The sequence below is a fragment of the Plantactinospora sp. WMMB334 genome (assembly GCF_049179095.1).
In the GTDB taxonomy this organism is placed as follows: domain Bacteria; phylum Actinomycetota; class Actinomycetes; order Mycobacteriales; family Micromonosporaceae; genus Plantactinospora.
The window spans coordinates 3,103,885-3,119,294 of record NZ_JBMHME010000002.1 but is presented as its reverse complement, the minus strand read 5'-3'; the positions used below and the strand labels follow the sequence as shown (position 1 = coordinate 3,119,294).

At 73.2% G+C, this 15,410-nt stretch carries 14 protein-coding genes; 9 read left to right on the top strand and 5 right to left on the bottom strand.

Features of this window, described 5'->3' with window-relative positions; all coding sequences use genetic code 11:
- Positions 1-222 precede the first annotated feature (222 nt).
- The 6 genes from ACN27G_RS13425 (at position 223) to ACN27G_RS13400 (ending at position 6,840) form a co-directional block, all read left to right on the top strand.
- Positions 223-810 carry a TMEM165/GDT1 family protein gene (locus ACN27G_RS13425; RefSeq protein WP_421493137.1) on the top strand — a complete coding sequence of 196 codons (588 nt, stop codon included), beginning with the start codon at positions 223-225 and terminating at the stop codon, positions 808-810.
- A gap of 96 nt (positions 811-906) precedes the next feature.
- Positions 907-1,122: a hypothetical protein gene (locus ACN27G_RS13420; protein ID WP_421493136.1), complete on the top strand. Its 216-nt coding sequence runs from the start codon at positions 907-909 to the stop codon at positions 1,120-1,122.
- A gap of 278 nt (positions 1,123-1,400) precedes the next feature.
- Positions 1,401-2,879, top strand: a complete 1,479-nt coding sequence (locus tag ACN27G_RS13415) for a polysaccharide biosynthesis tyrosine autokinase (protein WP_421493135.1) — start codon at positions 1,401-1,403, stop codon at positions 2,877-2,879.
- 41 nt (positions 2,880-2,920) lie between these two features.
- Positions 2,921-4,159 (top strand): glycosyltransferase family 4 protein, encoded by a 1,239-nt coding sequence (locus tag ACN27G_RS13410; RefSeq protein ID WP_421493134.1) that lies wholly within the window; start codon positions 2,921-2,923, stop codon positions 4,157-4,159.
- A gap of 184 nt (positions 4,160-4,343) precedes the next feature.
- Positions 4,344-6,134: a DUF4012 domain-containing protein gene (locus ACN27G_RS13405; RefSeq protein ID WP_421493133.1), complete on the top strand. Its 1,791-nt coding sequence runs from the start codon at positions 4,344-4,346 to the stop codon at positions 6,132-6,134.
- A 67-nt stretch (positions 6,135-6,201) separates the two neighbouring features.
- Entirely contained in the window at positions 6,202-6,840 is a 639-nt protein-coding gene (locus ACN27G_RS13400; protein ID WP_421493132.1) for a hypothetical protein, read from the top strand.
- A gap of 93 nt (positions 6,841-6,933) precedes the next feature.
- On the opposite strand, the gene ACN27G_RS13395 is transcribed toward ACN27G_RS13400, so the two are convergent.
- Both ACN27G_RS13395 and ACN27G_RS13390 read right to left on the bottom strand, forming a co-directional pair.
- On the bottom strand, positions 6,934-7,935 hold the full coding sequence (locus tag ACN27G_RS13395) for a zinc-binding dehydrogenase (RefSeq protein WP_421493131.1): 1,002 nt from the start codon (positions 7,933-7,935) through the stop codon (positions 6,934-6,936).
- Positions 7,936-7,966: 31 nt separating this feature from the next.
- Entirely contained in the window at positions 7,967-8,842 is an 876-nt protein-coding gene (locus ACN27G_RS13390) for an LLM class flavin-dependent oxidoreductase (RefSeq protein ID WP_421493130.1), read from the bottom strand.
- An 83-nt stretch (positions 8,843-8,925) separates the two neighbouring features.
- Here ACN27G_RS13390 and ACN27G_RS13385 point away from each other — a divergent pair, with 83 nt between their 5' ends.
- Positions 8,926-9,903, top strand: a complete 978-nt coding sequence (locus ACN27G_RS13385) for a pirin family protein (RefSeq protein WP_421493129.1) — start codon at positions 8,926-8,928, stop codon at positions 9,901-9,903.
- Between the two features lie 364 nt (positions 9,904-10,267).
- On the opposite strand, the gene ACN27G_RS13380 is transcribed toward ACN27G_RS13385, so the two are convergent.
- Positions 10,268-10,918: a DUF1345 domain-containing protein gene (locus tag ACN27G_RS13380; RefSeq protein ID WP_421493128.1), complete on the bottom strand. Its 651-nt coding sequence runs from the start codon at positions 10,916-10,918 to the stop codon at positions 10,268-10,270.
- Between the two features lie 14 nt (positions 10,919-10,932).
- A complete protein-coding gene (locus ACN27G_RS13375) occupies positions 10,933-11,205 on the bottom strand; it encodes a DUF2795 domain-containing protein (RefSeq protein WP_421493127.1) in 273 nt (90 codons plus the stop codon).
- Between the two features lie 124 nt (positions 11,206-11,329).
- Between ACN27G_RS13375 and ACN27G_RS13370 the strand changes: the two genes are divergently transcribed.
- Positions 11,330-12,232, top strand: a complete 903-nt coding sequence (locus ACN27G_RS13370; RefSeq protein WP_421493126.1) for a sulfotransferase domain-containing protein — start codon at positions 11,330-11,332, stop codon at positions 12,230-12,232.
- A 19-nt stretch (positions 12,233-12,251) separates the two neighbouring features.
- Here ACN27G_RS13370 and ACN27G_RS13365 read toward each other — a convergent pair whose 3' ends face one another.
- Positions 12,252-13,433 carry a CaiB/BaiF CoA transferase family protein gene (locus ACN27G_RS13365; RefSeq protein WP_421493125.1) on the bottom strand — a complete coding sequence of 394 codons (1,182 nt, stop codon included), beginning with the start codon at positions 13,431-13,433 and terminating at the stop codon, positions 12,252-12,254.
- A 73-nt stretch (positions 13,434-13,506) separates the two neighbouring features.
- Between ACN27G_RS13365 and ACN27G_RS13360 the strand changes: the two genes are divergently transcribed.
- Entirely contained in the window at positions 13,507-15,375 is a 1,869-nt protein-coding gene (locus ACN27G_RS13360) for a glycosyltransferase (RefSeq protein WP_421493124.1), read from the top strand.
- Positions 15,376-15,410: the final 35 nt, after the last annotated feature.

Here is a 15,410-nt window from a genome sequence, read left to right as displayed (position 1 = left end):
GGGACGACACGGGCGCGACCGACGGGGTCGGGCCGATCGGGTAGGCTCGTCGACAGCGAAGGGGAGTAGCTCCCAACGTCGTGGTCGACATGCTGGTGCGTCCGTGTCACGCACCCGGCCACGCGGCCTCACCCGATGGGGCGGGCGAGACCTTCGACTCTGGCAGCAATGCCGGGTCGAGGCCGCCATCGCCCCCGCCCGGCCCCGACCGGGAAGGGTGACATGGCGGACTTCAGCACGGCCCTGGCGATCAGTTTCGGCGTCATCTTCGTCGCCGAATTGGGCGACAAGTCGCAGTTGATGGCGTTGACCTTCGCCACCCGGTTCAGGGCGCTGCCGGTGATCATCGGGATCACCGTGGCGACCGCCGTCGTACACCTCGCCTCGGTCGCCCTCGGCGTCGGTCTCGGCGCCGCACTGCCCACCGGATGGATCGCGCTCGGCGCCGGGCTGGCCTTTCTCGGCTTCGGGATCTGGACCCTGCGCGGCGACTCGCTGACCGAGGAGGAGCGGAGCAGGGCGGAACGAACCCGGCGCTCCGCGATCATCGCGGTCTCGGTCGCGTTCTTCCTCGCCGAGCTCGGGGACAAGACGATGCTGGCGACGATCACGCTGGCGACCCAGCACGGCTGGTTCGGCACCTGGGTCGGCTCCACCGTCGGGATGGTCGCCGCCGACGCCCTGGCCATCGGCGTCGGCCGGATCCTCGGCCGCCGGCTTCCGGAGCGGGCCATCCGGTACGGCGCCAGCGCGCTCTTCGGGATCTGCGGCCTCTGGTTGCTGCTGGACGCGGTACGGCACCTGACCTGACGGCTCGCGGGTGTGGGACGGCCGGGATGCGGGTAGGCGTTTCGGTGGCCAGGGGGTCGGCCGGCGCCGGCCGTGGCCCGAACGGAGGATCTCTGCATGACCAGGCACGATGAGCCGAACGAGTACGGGTTCGCCGGCGGGGCGACGCTGCCCGAGCCGGAACGGCCGCACAAGCGGGACGCGGTCGCCGAGGAGGCCGAGGAGGCCGCGGTGCCGGGCTCGGACCTGTCACGCGAGTTCCGGGAGGCGCTCGCCGACTCGGACCAGGAGGACGACGAGGACGAGGGCCGGCCCGGTCCCGCGGCCCGGTAGCTCCGAGATCGTGGACGGCGCCGGCCCACTGCGGGCCGGCGCCGTTCCTGCCTGCCTCCTGCCCGCCCTCCCGTCGGCACCTGCCGAGGGCGCCCGTCGGTACTTGTCGGCCGTATTGGTCGGAGTGCGACTACCGAGGGCGCTCAATCATCTACATTCGGTAGGAACCGTGAAGCGACAAGTGGGAACTTTTCATACTGTCGCATTTTTTGTGATCACTAGAGGTCTTTAGCGCCCCGGTCCCGGTTGTTGGGTGCTGAGACAGGAGGCCGGGCCTGATGGATCTGCACGCTTACCTGCGCGCGCTGCGCCAACGCTGGTGGGTGGTACTCGCGACGGTCATGGTCGCGCTGGGCGTCGCCGGGTTCGTCACGGTACGGGCGACCCCGCAGTACGCCTCCTCGGTGACCTTCTTCGTCACCTCCTCGGGACAGGGGATGGCCGACGCCTACCAGGGCAACCTCTTCCTCCAGCAGCGTGTGAAGTCCTACGTCGACCTGCTCAGCAGCGACCGGTTGGCGCAGACCGTCGCGGCGGAGGAGCGGGTCGGGCTCACCGCGGACGAGGTGCGGTCCCGGGTCAGCGCGCGGGTCGAGGCGGACACGGTCCTGCTCTCCGCGACGGTCACCGACTCCGACCAGACCAGGGCGCTGCGGCTCACCGAGGCGCTGGCGGCGCAGTTCATGAAACTCGTGCACTCCATCGAGACCCCGCCGGGCGCCAAGGACCCGCCGATCAAGATCGAGGTGGTCGGCGGCCCGCGGGTGAACGCGGAACCGGTCTCGCCGCGCCCGGTCCGCAACCTCGCCCTGGCCGGGGTCTTCGGGCTCTTCGTCGGCGTCGGGCTCGCCCTGCTGCGCGGACTGACCGACACCACCTTCCGGGATGGTGAGGCCCTCCAGGAGGCGACCGCGGCACCGCTGCTCGGCAGCATCCCGTACGACGGGCAGGCCCGGTCGAGCCCGCTGATCGTCGGCGACGCCGCACAGACGGCCCGGGCCGAGGCGATGCGTAAGCTCCGGACGAACCTGCGGTTCGTGGACGCCCAGGAGCCGGCCCGGGTGATCGCGGTCACCAGTGCGGTGCAGGCGGAGGGGAAGTCCACGCTCGCCTGCAACCTGGCGATCACGCTCGCCGAGGCGGGCTGGCAGGTGCTGCTCGTCGACGCCGACCTGCGCCACCCCCGGGTGGCGGGCTATCTCGGGCTCGGGTCGGGCGCCGGCCTGACCGACGTGCTGATCGGCGAGGTCGCGGTCGAGGACGTGCTGCAACCGTGGGGCGACAAGTCCCTGCTCGTCCTGCCCGCCGGCTCGGTCCCGCCGAACCCGAGCGAGCTGCTCGGTTCGAAGGCAATGGCCGACCTGCTGCTCTCGCTGCGGGAGCTGACCGACATCGTCATCATCGACACCCCGCCCCTGCTGGCGTTCACCGACGGTGTCGTGGTGTCGGTGCAGGCGGACGGCGCGCTGCTGGTGGCCCGGCAGGGCAAGACGCCGAGCGCGCAGACCGCCGCCGCCGCCAGGGCGCTGCACTCCGTCTCGGCCCGGGTGCTCGGCTGCGTCCTGAACATGTCGAAGGAAAACAAGATCGACGTCGAGCAGTACCGGGCGTACCGGCGTGGCGCGCCGGCGGAGAAGGCTCCCGGCACCCGCGGCGACCAACCCTCCTCGGCGGGTCCGCTGCGCATCCCCCTGAACGGTGCCGTGGCCGCCGCACCCGCGGACGACACGGAGGAGCTCAGCCGGGTACCGCGATGACCGCGGTCACGCCCGGTTGCGGGGTGATCGGGGGATGAGAAATGAAGATCGGAGTCATCTCGTACTGGTTCCCGCCTGAACCCGCCTTCATACCGGGTTGCCTGGCCGAGGAGCTGGTGGAACGTGGGCACGAGGTGCGGGTGCTGACGGGGTTTCCGAACCATCCGACCGGGCAGGTCTATCCGGGCTACCGGCAGCGGTGGCGGCACCAGACCGTCGACGGCGGGGTGAGCATCCGGCGGGTGCCGACGTACGTCAGCCACGACGGCACGGCCGCCCGGCGGGCGGTACGCCAACTGACGTACGCGATGAGCAGCACGCTGGCCGCGCCGGGCTTCCTGGCCGGGGTGGACGCGCTCTACGTCTACTTCCCTCCGGCCGGCGCGTACGCGGCGGCGGCCCTGCTCCGGATGGTGCGCCGGGTGCCGGCGGTGGTGCACGTCCAGGACATCTGGCCGGAGGGGGTGACGGCGGATGCCGGCGCCGCGGCGTCCGGTGGCTGGTCCTCCGGACTGCTGGACCGGGCGATGCGCGCCATCTACCGCTCGGCGACGGGGATCGCGGTGATCTCACCGTCGATGCGGGACGTGGTGGTCGAGCGGGGCGCCGATCCGGCGAAGGTGCGGGTGGTGCTCAACTGGACCGACGAGCGTCTCTTCCGGCCGATGGGCACCACTCCGGCGGCCCGGCGGGCGATCGGGCACCGGGGGCGGACCACGGTGATGCACGCCGGCACGATCGGCCCGTTCCAGCGTGTCGACACGGCGGTCCGGGCCGCTGCCGCGGTCAACGGCAAGGTCGACCTCGATCTCGTACTCGTGGGGTCGGGGCCGGAGGAGCGGCAGGCCCGGCAGCTCGCCGACGAACTCGGCGCGACCAACGTGCGGTTCCTCGGCTGGCGCGAACCGACCGAGATGGCCGATCTCTACGCCGCCGCCGAATACCAGCTCGTCCTCCTGCGCGACCTGCCGGCGTTGCGTGGCTCGGTGCCGGCCAAGTTGCAGGCCGCGCTCTCGGCCGGCGCACCGGTGGTCGCCTCCGCCGGTGGGGACACCGCCGACCTGGTCGAGCGGGCCCGGGCCGGACTCTCCTGCCCGCCGGAGGACTGGGAATCGCTCGCCGACCGGTTCGCCCTGGCCGCGGTCATTCCGGGCACCGCGCGGGCGGAAATGGCGCAACGGGCCCGGGACAGCTATCTGGCCCGGATGTCGCTACGCACCGGGGTCGACCAGATGGAGCAGTTGCTCGCCGAGGCGGCGGCCACCCGGCGGCGGCGCTGAGCAGGCCGTACGAGCGTCGGTTCCGTGCTGTCTAGGCCAATTAATGAGGCTTTCTCACGGTAATCCCTAAAAGAATCGTAAGAGCACTTGAAATACCGACAGCGAACTGTTCACCGTGCTATAGAGATATAGGACACAAAACACTTTGTGTCTGGTTAGTCCGAGTAGCGGGTGGAGAGCGGTGATGGCGGTGGGGGACCTCTCCCCGGGGCGGCGCACAGGGCGCCGTCGGGCGGTCCGGCGGAACCTACGCCGGATCCTGCTCACCGCACTCGTCGTCGGCTGCCTGCTGACGCTGGCCGCCGGCTGGGTCGGGCTGCGCGGCTGGCAGGCCCGGGGCAACCTGGAGAACGCCGCCAACCTGGCCCTGGAACTGAGCGAGCAGGTGCTCGACGGCGAGACCGCCCAGGCGCGGCGGACCCTGGAGGCGCTGCAACAGCAGACCGCCGCCGCCCGATCCCGCACCGGCGACCTCGGCTGGCGTGCGGCCGGCTCCGTCCCGTACGGCGGCCGGAGCATCTCGGCGGTCCGGGAAATCGCGATCGGTGTCGACGAACTCGCCCGACGCGCCTTCCCGCCGCTTGTCGAGTTGAATCCGCAGACCCTGCTGCCCACCTCCGGGCGGCTCGACCTGGCCGGCCTGCGCGGCGCGATGCCGTCGATCAGCGAGGCGGACACGGCGGTACGCCAGGTGCGGGAGCAGATGACGGCCGTACCGACGGCCGGGCTCGCCCCCGTGGTCCGGGACGCCGTGCGGCGGCTCCTCGCCGAGCTGGACCGGCTGGCCGACGTCACCTCGGCGGTACGGCGCAGCGGCGCCCTGCTGCCGGCCCTGCTCGGCGGGAACGGCCCGCGGACCTACCTGGCGGTCTTCCAGAACCTCGCCGAGCCCCGGGCGACCGGCGGGATCTTCGGCGCGTACGCGGTCATCCGGGCCGACGGCGGCGAGGTGAAGCTGGTCAAGCAGGGCTCCGCCACCGAGCTGGATTCCTTTCCCCGGCCCGTGCTGCCGCTGAGCAAGGAGCAACGGGCCCTCTACACCGACCTGCTCGGCGTCTATCCGGCCGACGTCAACCTCACCCCGCACTTCCCGACCGCGGCCACCCTCTACCGGGAGATGTTCCGGCGGAACGTCGGCGGCACCGTCGACGGGGTACTCGCCACCGACCCGGTCGCGCTCTCCTACCTGCTCCGCGCCATCGGGCCGGTGTCGGTGCCGGGACATCCGACGCTGACCGCACCGACCGTGGTCCGCACCCTCCTGTCGGAGACCTACCGCCGGCTCGACCAGCCGGTGCAGCAGGACAACTACTTCGCCGTGTCGGCCCGGGCGGTCTTCGACGCCCTGTTGAAGCGCCCGGTCAACCCCCGGGCAGTGGCCGAGGCCCTCGGCACCGCGGTCGGCGAACGCCGGATCCTCTTCTGGAGCGCCCATCCGGCCGAGCAGCGGGAACTCGTCGCGACCCGGTTGGCCGGCGTACTCCCGGAGCGGGAGACGGTCAACAACGTCGGCGTCTTTCTCAACGACGGGAGCGGGGCCAAGCTCGGCTACTACCTGCAGCGCTCGGCACAGGTGACCGTCGGCGACTGCCGGGCGGACGGCAGCCGCGAACTGCGGCTCCGGCTCACCCTCCGCTCCACCGCGCCCGCCTCCGGACTGAGCGAGTCGGTTCGCGGACTCGCGCTCTCCGGTGACCCGTACACCGCCCGGGTGCTGGTCTCGGTCTTCAGCCCGGTGCGTGGCTCACCCGTCGCCGCCCGGCTGGACGGCCGGGCGAAGCCGATGGGCGGGGGCGTCGAACGCGGTCGCCGGGTCGGCGTACTCGCCGTCGACGTCGGCCCCGGCCGCAGCCGCGTGCTGGAAGTCGACCTGCTGACCGCGCCGAAGGCCAGCGGCGAGGTCGAGTTGTGGCTGACCCCCGGCCCGACGCCATGGACCACCCGTGTCAGTTCCGCACCCGCGTGTGGCCAGTAGGCCAGCACGTCAGAAGAAGTCATGCGATCCGTAGTGAACGTCATGCGATCAGTAGAGAGGATCCATCATGCGGCTATCCCGCATCATCGGCTCGGCCGTGGCGACGCTCGCCACGGTGGGCGCGTTCGCCATCGCGGGGTCGCCCGCAACGGCGCAACCACTACCACAGCCACCGTACCCACCACAGCCGCCGGCGCTGACGGTCAGCGATCCGACGGTCGAGGTGGGCCAAATCTTCACCGTCTTCGGCTCGGGCTTCGGCGGTAACGAGCTGGTCCGGCTCGACTTCACGCTCGCCCCGCTCGCCGCCGGCGTTCTGGGCAGCCAGGCGACGACGGTGAACTCGGGAGGCGTCGGCGCGATGCTGCCGGTCGCCAAGCAGGCGCCGACGGTCTACAAGAACCCGCGGACCATCACGGTCCGGGCGAACGTGACCGGTGAGTTCTCGGTCCGGGTCAAGTTCACCCACCCCGGCACCCTGACCATCACCGCCACCGGGCTGACCACCGGGCGGGTGGCGACCACCACGGTCACCATCGTCCGGGGCCAGCCACCTCTGCCGGTCACCGGCAGCAGCACCGGGCCGCAGATCGCGCTCGGCACCATGCTGCTGATCGCCGGTGTGCTCCTGGTCCTGGTCGCGGTCGCCTGGCGGAGCAAGAGCCGCCGCCGTGGCCGCTCGCGGGAACTGACCCCGGTCGGCTGACCACCGCCCACCCGGCGGTAGGCACCAACCCGCACCGCAGTGGCGCCTGCCGGACGAGACCACTCGTCCGGCAGGCGCCCGTTTTGCCCTAGTTCACGGCATCGTCTCCGGAGCGATCTCCAGCAGCGTCTTGCCCAGCGTGCGCCGGGACTGGATGGCCGCGTGCGCGTCGGCCGCCCGGTCGAGCGGAAACCGCTGCCCGATCACCGGTCGCAGCCGGCCCGCCGCCGCCTCGGCCAGCGCGCGCCGGCTGAAGTCCCGCAACTCGGCCGGTGACCGGGTCAGCGCCTCCCGGACGACTGTCGCCCCCCGTTCCTTTGCGACCTCGTCCGGAATCTCCGCCCACCCACCGCTGGCCAGACCGAAACTGACCAGCCGGCCGCCCGGGCCGAGCAACTCGAACGCGGACCGGCCGACCTCGCCGCCCACCCCGTCGAAGACGACGTCGACCCCGCCGACGGCCGCCCTGACCCGATCCGGCCAATCCGCTCTCGAATAGTCGATCAGCACCTCCGCGCCGAGGTTCCCGGCCAGTTCGAGCTTGCGGTCGCTCCCGGCCACGGCGACGACGGTGGCACCGGCCGCCCGGCCGAGCTGCACCAGCAGGCTGCCGACCCCGCCGGCCGCGGCCTCGACGAGGATCCGCTCACCGGGACCTATCCCGGCGGCGGTGACCAGCAGCAACGCCGTCCGTCCGTCGGCCAGCAGCGCCACCGCGCCGTCCAGCGGCAGCCCTTCCGGCACCTCGATCAGCCCGTCGGCGTCCACTGCTACGCGTTCGGCGTAGCCGCCGGAACCACCGGTGCCGGTGACCACGCGCCGGCCCAGCAGCGCCGGGTCGACGTCCGGACCCACGGCGGCGACCCGCCCGCCGACCCCGTTGCCGGGAATCGTCGGCAACCGCAGCGGAAACGGGCCGGTGCCGGCCCGCAGCTGTGTCTCCACGAAGGTGATGTTGGCGAACGCGACGGCGACCACCACCTGTCCGGGCCCGGCGACCGGGTCGGGCGTCTCCGCCGAAACGAGCCGGTCCGGCCCGCCGAACTCCCGCAGCCATACCGCCCGCACCGCACCCTCCCGAACCGCCGTCGGCACGGCCAGTCAACAACCTCGACCGCGGTCGAGGTCAACCCGGCTGCCCCAGCGCCGCCCGCACCGCCGGCACCACCTCCTCGGCGAAGATCCGGGACTGCCGTTCCCGGTCGCCACCGGGCCAGTAGACGAAGGTGTTCATCCGCTGTTCGGTGTGGAGCCTGGTCAACGTCTCGACCCAGCGCCCGACCGGACCGTGGAAGTCGTCCCGGTCCTCGGGGCCGATCAGTCCCATCACGTTGTAGAGCCGGACGAGCCGGTCCGGATCCCGCCCGGCCGACCGGGCCGCCTCGTCGATGATGGGATTGAGCTCGTCCACCCGCCGGGGCGGGACGTAGGGCGCCGACACCGACCAGCCGTCGGCCTTCTCGCCGACCAGCCGGACCGCCTTCGGGCCGATCACGCCCAGCCACAGGCCGAGATCGTGCCGGGGTCGTGGCCCGGGCCGGACCCCCTCCAGCGCGTAGTGCCGGCCCTGGAAGGCGTACGGCTCGCCGGCCCAGGAGGCCCGGATGACGTCGATCGCCTCCGCCAGCGCCGCCCGGGCCGCACCCGGGGCCCGGCGTGGCCCGCCCATCCCGGCGACCGCGTCGACGAAGCCGCCCGCGCCCAGCCCCAGCTCGAACCGGCCGCCGCTGAGCACGTCGATGGTCGCCGCCTGCTTGGCCAGCATGGCGGGCGGGCGCAGCGGCAGGTTCGCCACGTTCGGAAAGAGATGCACCCGGCTGGTACGCCCGGCAAGCCAGGTCAGCACCGAGAAGGTGTCGAGGAAGCCGTCGTTGTAGGGGTGGTCCTGCACGCCGACGTACTCGATGCCACTGCTGTCGGCGATCGCGGCGATCCGTTCGGCGATGGCCAGGCCACCGACGTTGGGGTCCACGTTGAGTCCGAATCTCACCGGCTGGTCCATGCCCGCAAGTCTGGCACCCGCGCCGCCCCGCCCGGCGGCGAAGTGCCGGGCGCGCGCCCCGGTCGGCGGCGTACGCTCGGGCGGTGAGCATCACCGAGCCGATGCCCGGGGAGACGCTGCCGCCGGCCACCGGGCCGGGCGCCGAGCCGACCAACGTGCTGCTGCCCGGCCACGACGTGCCGCTGGGGCGCTACACCACCGTGCGCCGGCTGCTGCCGCAGCGCCAGCTCCGGACCGTCGGGGCATGGTGCTTCGTCGACCACTTCGGCCCGGACGACGTGGCCAACCGGCCCGGCATGGGGATCGGCCCGCATCCGCACACCGGGTTGCAGACGGTCACCTGGCTGGTGCACGGCGAGGTCCGGCACCTGGACAGCCTCGGTAACGACCAGCTCATCCGGCCCGGCCAGTTGAACGTGATGACCTCCGGCTTCGGCATCGCGCACTCGGAGTACTCGCCGCCGGAACATCCGCCGGTCCTGCACGGGCTGCAACTCTGGGTGGCACTACCCGAGGCGGCCCGGTCCGGCCCTCCCGGGTTCGCCCACCACGCCGACCTGCCGGTGCTCCGCGAGCAGGGCTTCTCGGTCACCGTCCTCGTCGGGGAGGTCGGCGGGCTCCGGTCGCCGGCCGTGGTGCATACCCCGCTGCTCGGCGCGCAGCTCTGGCTTCCCGACGGTGGCCCGGCCCGGATGCCGCTGACCGCCGGTTTCGAGCACGGCCTGCTGGTGATGTCGGGTGCCGCCGAGGTCGGCGGCGTCGCGTTGACCCCCGGGTCGCTGCTCCACCTCGGCTCCGGCCGTGCCGACCTGGCGGTGGAGGCCGCCGGCCCGACCCGGCTGATGCTGCTCGGCGGCGAGCCCTTCGACGAGGCGCTGGTGATGTGGTGGAACTTCGTCGGGCGGTCGCACGAGGAGATCGCCGAGGCACGGGCGGACTGGGCGGCCGGGGCGCCCCGGTTCGGTCGGGTGCACGACGACGATTCGGATCCGTTGCCGGCGCCGCCGATGCCCGGCACCCGGCTGAAGAGCCGCGACCGGCACGGCCGTACGGTCGGCTGAAGAGCCGCGACCGGCACGGCCGTACGGTCGGCTGACCGGGCGCGCACCGCGTCGAGGTCCCGCACCTGGGGCAGTCGGCTCGTCCGCCGGCTCGCGGGCGTCCACGGGACAGTTACCACGAAATCGCCCGTTGAGCGGCCAAACAACGTGCTCTGCCGCACAGTTTCCGCTGTTCGCTGGCCGGACGACGCGACCCGGCCCATAAGATGGGTGCGCGGTGCCAGCCAGCCCGGTTCGGGTTGGCCGCCGCGACCCGGTGGACGGGTCCGGTTCGGACGACCGATTCACCGGGGCAATGGCGGACGTGGCGCCCGGGCTGTGTGCGAGCACGGCCGGGCGCCCCGTCCGGTGCCCGGACGTACGGTCAGCGGGCCAGCCCGGCCAGCAGGTTGATGGTCGCGGCAATGATGATCGTCCCGAAGAGATACGACAACAGCGCGTGACCGAGCACCGTGGAGCGCATGGCCTTCGTGGTGAGGTCGGTGTCGGAGACCTGGAAGGTCATCCCGATGGTGAACGACAGGTACGCGAAGTCGGTGTAGCGGGGCGGCGTCCCCTCGTGGAAGTCCACCGTGCCCTTCCGGTCGGTGTAGTAGAGCCGGGCGTAGCGGGCGGTGTAGACGCTGTGCACCACCGCCCAGGAGAGCAGCACGCTGACGATGCCGAGTCCGATGTGGACGTCCCGGGCGATGCCGTGGGCCTCTTCGTCGGTGGCGAGCAGGATCCCGATCGCCAGCAGGCTGGCCAGTCCGGCCGCCAGCAGCACGCCGTCGCGCACCGGGCGGCTCGGGTCCTCCCGTACGGCGAGCTCGGCGGTCTGCCGGGAGTCGCGGTACCACAGCGCCTGCCACGCCCAGACCAGATAGGTCACGGCCGCCGCGTCCCAGCCGATCAACGGTCCCATCAGCGACGACAGCGCCAGCGTCGCCGGCACGCCGACGCAGAACCCGACCAGGGCGATCACGGCTGTCTGCACCGAGGCCCTGGGCGGGTCGCGCCAGCGTCTGCCCAGCATTCCCGGGGCGGGCGTCAGATCTGCCGCATGTGCCGGGCGACCCGTTGGTGCGTACGGTTGCGGGCCTTCGCGGCCAGCTCCGCCGGACTGGCCTCCGGCGCCAGGTCGGTGGCGGCCGACCGGGCCACCTCCTCGGTGTTCTGGTAGTCCACCGGCGGCATCCCGCGCAGCGCCCTGAGGACCTCCCGCGGTGCGCCCGCGCGCTCGGCCTCCCGGACTATGTCCTCCTTCGGGGCCGGAAAGTCCATCGACTCCAGGTACCTCAGTACGTCCGCGTTGGTCACCATGGGATACCGCTCCTTGCCCGGTTGTCTGGATCACCGGCCGGCCGGATACCCGTTGCGCGGACCCTCACGCCTGCCGGCGACCATTGCCGGGACCATCCCGGGAGCGGTCGCTATCCTCGGACGAATGCCCGAGGCTCCAGAGGTTCCCGTCCGCTACCGGTCCGGCGACGAGGACAGCGCCCGGTGGGAGGGCTTTCCGTTCCGACCCGGCGACATCGTGATCAGTACCCGGTCCAAGAGCGGCACCACCTGGATGCAGATGATCTGCGCGCTGCTGGTCTTCCAGGACCCGGAGCCGCCGGCGCCGCTGGCCGAGCTCTCGCCATGGCTGGACTGGCTCGGTGAGCCCCGGGACGTCGTCGTCGCGGCGCTCGCCGCCCAGCCGCATCGCCGGTTCGTCAAGACCCACACCCCGCTGGACGGGATTCCCCTCGATCCGCGCGCCAGCTATGTCGTGGTCGCCCGGGACCCGCTGGACATGGCGGTGTCGCTCTACCACCAGAGCGGCAACCTCGACCGGCACCGGATGGCGCGGCTCACCGGCCGGCCGGCACTGCAGGAGCCGCCCCGGGCACGGCCGCCGCTGCGCGAGTGGCTGCTCTCCTGGATCGACCGGGACGTCGCCCCCGCCGACGACCTCGACTCCCTGCCGGGTGTGCTCTGGCACCTCTCCGACGCCTGGGCCCGGCGGCACCGCCGCAACGTCCTGCTGGTGCACTACGCCGACCTCTCGGCGGACCTGCCGGGCCAGATGCGCCGGATCGCCCGGTGGCTCGACATCGACGTGCCGGAGCCGCGCTGGCCGGCCCTGGTCGAGGCGGCCACCTTCGGCCGGATGCGGGAGCGTGCCTCCGCACTGGCGCCCGACCGGGCGGGTGTGCTGAAGAGCCGGGCGGAGTTCTTCCGGCGCGGCAGCTCCGGCGCGGGACGGGAGCTCCTCGACGCCGCCGAACTGGCGCACTACCGGCGCCGGCTCGCCACCCTCGCCCCGTCCGACCTGCTGGGCTGGCTGCACCGGGAGGGGTGAGGACGGGCCCCCGGGTACCTCAGGCGACGGTGCCGTCGGCGCGGAGTTGGTCGATCCGCTCGGCGTCCAGGCCGAGTTCGGCCAGCAGTTCGTCGGTGTGTTCCCCGGGCTGCGGAGGCGGGCGGCGGATCGCTCCCGGCGTACGGCTGAAACGGGGTGCCGGCGCCGGCTGCTCCGACCCGGCGTGCGTGACGAAGACCTGCCGGGCGGCGAGGTGCGGATGCCGGGGCGCCTCCCGCCAGTCCAGCACCGGCACCACGCAGGCGTCGGTCTGTTCCAGCAGCGCGGCCCAGTCGTCCCGGGTGCGGGTGCGGAACAGCCGGGCCCAGGCCCGGTGCAGCGCCGGCCAGTTCGCCGGGTCGGTCCGGTCGAGCCCGGCAAGCCCCTCGTCGGGCGGCAGCGGAAAGCCGGTCAGCCGGACCAGTTCGGCGTAGAACTGCGGCTCCACCGCACCGACCGCCACGTACCTCCCGTCGGCGCACTCGTAGGTGTCGTAGAACGGCGCGCCGCCGTCGAAGATGTTCACCCCGCGCTCGTCGCCCCACCGGCCCATTCCGCGCAGGCCATGGATCATCGTCGAGAGCAGCGACACCCCGTCCACCATGGCGGCGTCCACGACCTGGCCGGTCCCGCCGCCCCGGATGTCGAAGAGCGCGCAGACCACGCCGAGGGCCAGCAGCATCCCGCCGCCGCCGAAGTCGGCGACCAGGTTCATCGGCGGCACCGGCCGCTCGCCGGGCCGGCCGATCCCGTGCAGTACGCCGGTCAGCGCCAGGTAGTCGATGTCGTGGCCGGCGGACGCGGCGTTCGGGCCGTGCTGGCCCCAGCCCGTCATCCGGCCGTAGACGAGTCGGGGATTCACCGCCAGGCAGTCGTCGGGCCCGAGCCCGAGCCGCTCGGTGACACCCGGGCGGAAACCCTCGACCAGTACGTCGGCGGCGCGGACCAGGTCGAGCACCAGTCGGCGGCCGGCCGGCGACTTGAGGTCGACGGCCAGCGACCGCCGGCCCCGGCCCAACAGGTCGGGATGGGGGGTGCCGAAACGCTCCGGCCGCACCTGCGGAACCCGGTCGATCCGGACCACGTCGGCGCCGAGGTCGGCGAGGACCATCGCGGCGAACGGACCGGGACCGATGCCGGCCAGCTCGACGATGCGGACGCCGGTGAGCGGGCCGGACCCGGCCGGCCGGGGTGCGGTCATCCCCGCACCATAGGACACCCGGTCCGGCACGTCGCTGCGACCCGAGCCGGCACTCCGCGGCTATCGTCGCGGAGTGGAGTTGCCCGGATACTGGCGGTTGGTGAACGTGCCGCGACCGGGTCGGGCGGAACGGCTCGGTCGCCTGGTCGGTCTGCGCGTGCTGCGCATCCCGGGGATACGCCGGACGCTTGTCGTCGCCGGCTCGACCGACCGGCTGCGCGACCTGATGCTCCTGCCCGCCTCCCTGGCCGCCACGACCCGGGTGACAGTGGTCGTGGCGTACTGGCGGGCGCCCCGGCGTGGCTGGTCGGGGCGGGTCGGGCCGCTGGAGCACCTCTGCCGGCAGCGGGTGGCGCTGCCCGGCCGGGGGCGGGGAATCGCCACCGTCGGCGTCCGGCTCGCCCGGGCGGTGCAACTCCGCGAGGTGCTCCGGGCGGCGCTGACGGCGCTGGCGCCGGATCGCCCGCTGCCGGCACCCGCCAGGCCGAGCGTGACGAGTCGGGGGAGGCCGCCGGCGTACCTGCCGTCGGGCGGGAGCGTGCTGCTCGGCGAGCCGGTCGGCAGTCCGGAGATCCGGGCGCACGACATACTGCTGCAAGCGCCGGGGAGCGGTGGCGTCGCGCCGGACACGCCGCCGTACGCGGTCGGCTGGGACAGCACCCGGCACGGACTCCGGGCGTCGGACGCCGCGCCGGCCGTGCTGGTCGACGCCCTCCGGATCAACCCGCGCGGCCGCCGGCCCGACTGCTACGGTCCGGACACCCCCCGGGTACGCCTCGACCTCGCCCCGGCCACCCGCCGGTCGCGCCCCGGTGGGGCGTACCCGTGGGACGGGCCCGGGTTGACCGCACCGGTGCTCGCCGCGCTGCGCCGGACCGGCGTGGTCGAGTGCCCGCGTGTCCCGGACGCCGAGCCGGTGGCGGTGGCGGCGCTGCTGGTCCAGATCGCGATGACCGGGGCGGTGCTCTCCGTCCCGGCGCTGCCGGAGCGGGTCGCCGCGCTGGTCGCGCCGGAGTTGCGCGCCCTGCTCACCGACCCGGTGCCGGAGCGCGGCACGCTGGCGCTGGAGGCGCGCAGCGTCCGGCAGCGGCGGGCGGCGCTGCGCGGGCACGCCACCGGCTTCGCCCTGCCCCGGCTCGCCTCGGCGGTCTTCCCGCGGCTCGGTCCGCTGCCGTCGGTGAGCGCGCTGCTGACCACCCGGCGCCCCGAACGGCTACCCGAGGCGGTCCGGATGCTCCTCGCGCAGACGTACCCGGAGATGGAGATCGTGCTCTGCCTGCACGGCGTCGAGCTGCCGGAGACGGTCCGGGTCGCGCTGGCCGGGTCCGGCCGGCCGTACGAGATCGTCCGGGTATCCGGCACCGCCAGCTTCGGCGAGGCGCTGGGCGCGGCGACCGAGCGCGCCCGGGGCAGCCTGGTCAGCAAGTTCGACGACGACGACAGCTACGCCACCGAACACCTCTGGGACCTGGTGCTGGCCCGGCACTACTCCGGGGCGACCCTGGTGGGCAAGGGCTCGGAGTTCGTGCATCTCCAGGCGCGGGACGTGACGCTGCGCCGGCCCTCCGGCAGTGCCGAGTCCGACTGCACGGTGGTGGCCGGCGGCACGATCCTGATCGCCAGGGGTGACCTCGAAGCGGTGGGTGGCTGGCGGCCGGTGCCGCGATCCGTCGACTTCGGACTCCTCGACCGGGTACGCCGGGACGGCGGCGGCCTCTACCGGACCCATCCGTTCGGCTACGTCTACCACCGGCGGGCCACCGGGCACACCTGGGACCCGGGCGAGGACTACTTTCTCGCCGACGCCCAGGCCCGCTGGCCCAGCCTGCCTCCCGAGGTGCTGGCCGAGACCGGGGCCGAGGCGCGGAGTGGCACCGATCCGCCGGTCCCGCGGCCGGTGTCCGGTGGTCGGCCCCGAGCGGGCCGGAGATTCGGGGGTTGAAACCTGCGGTGCATCCTCAGGTGGTAGGACTAGCG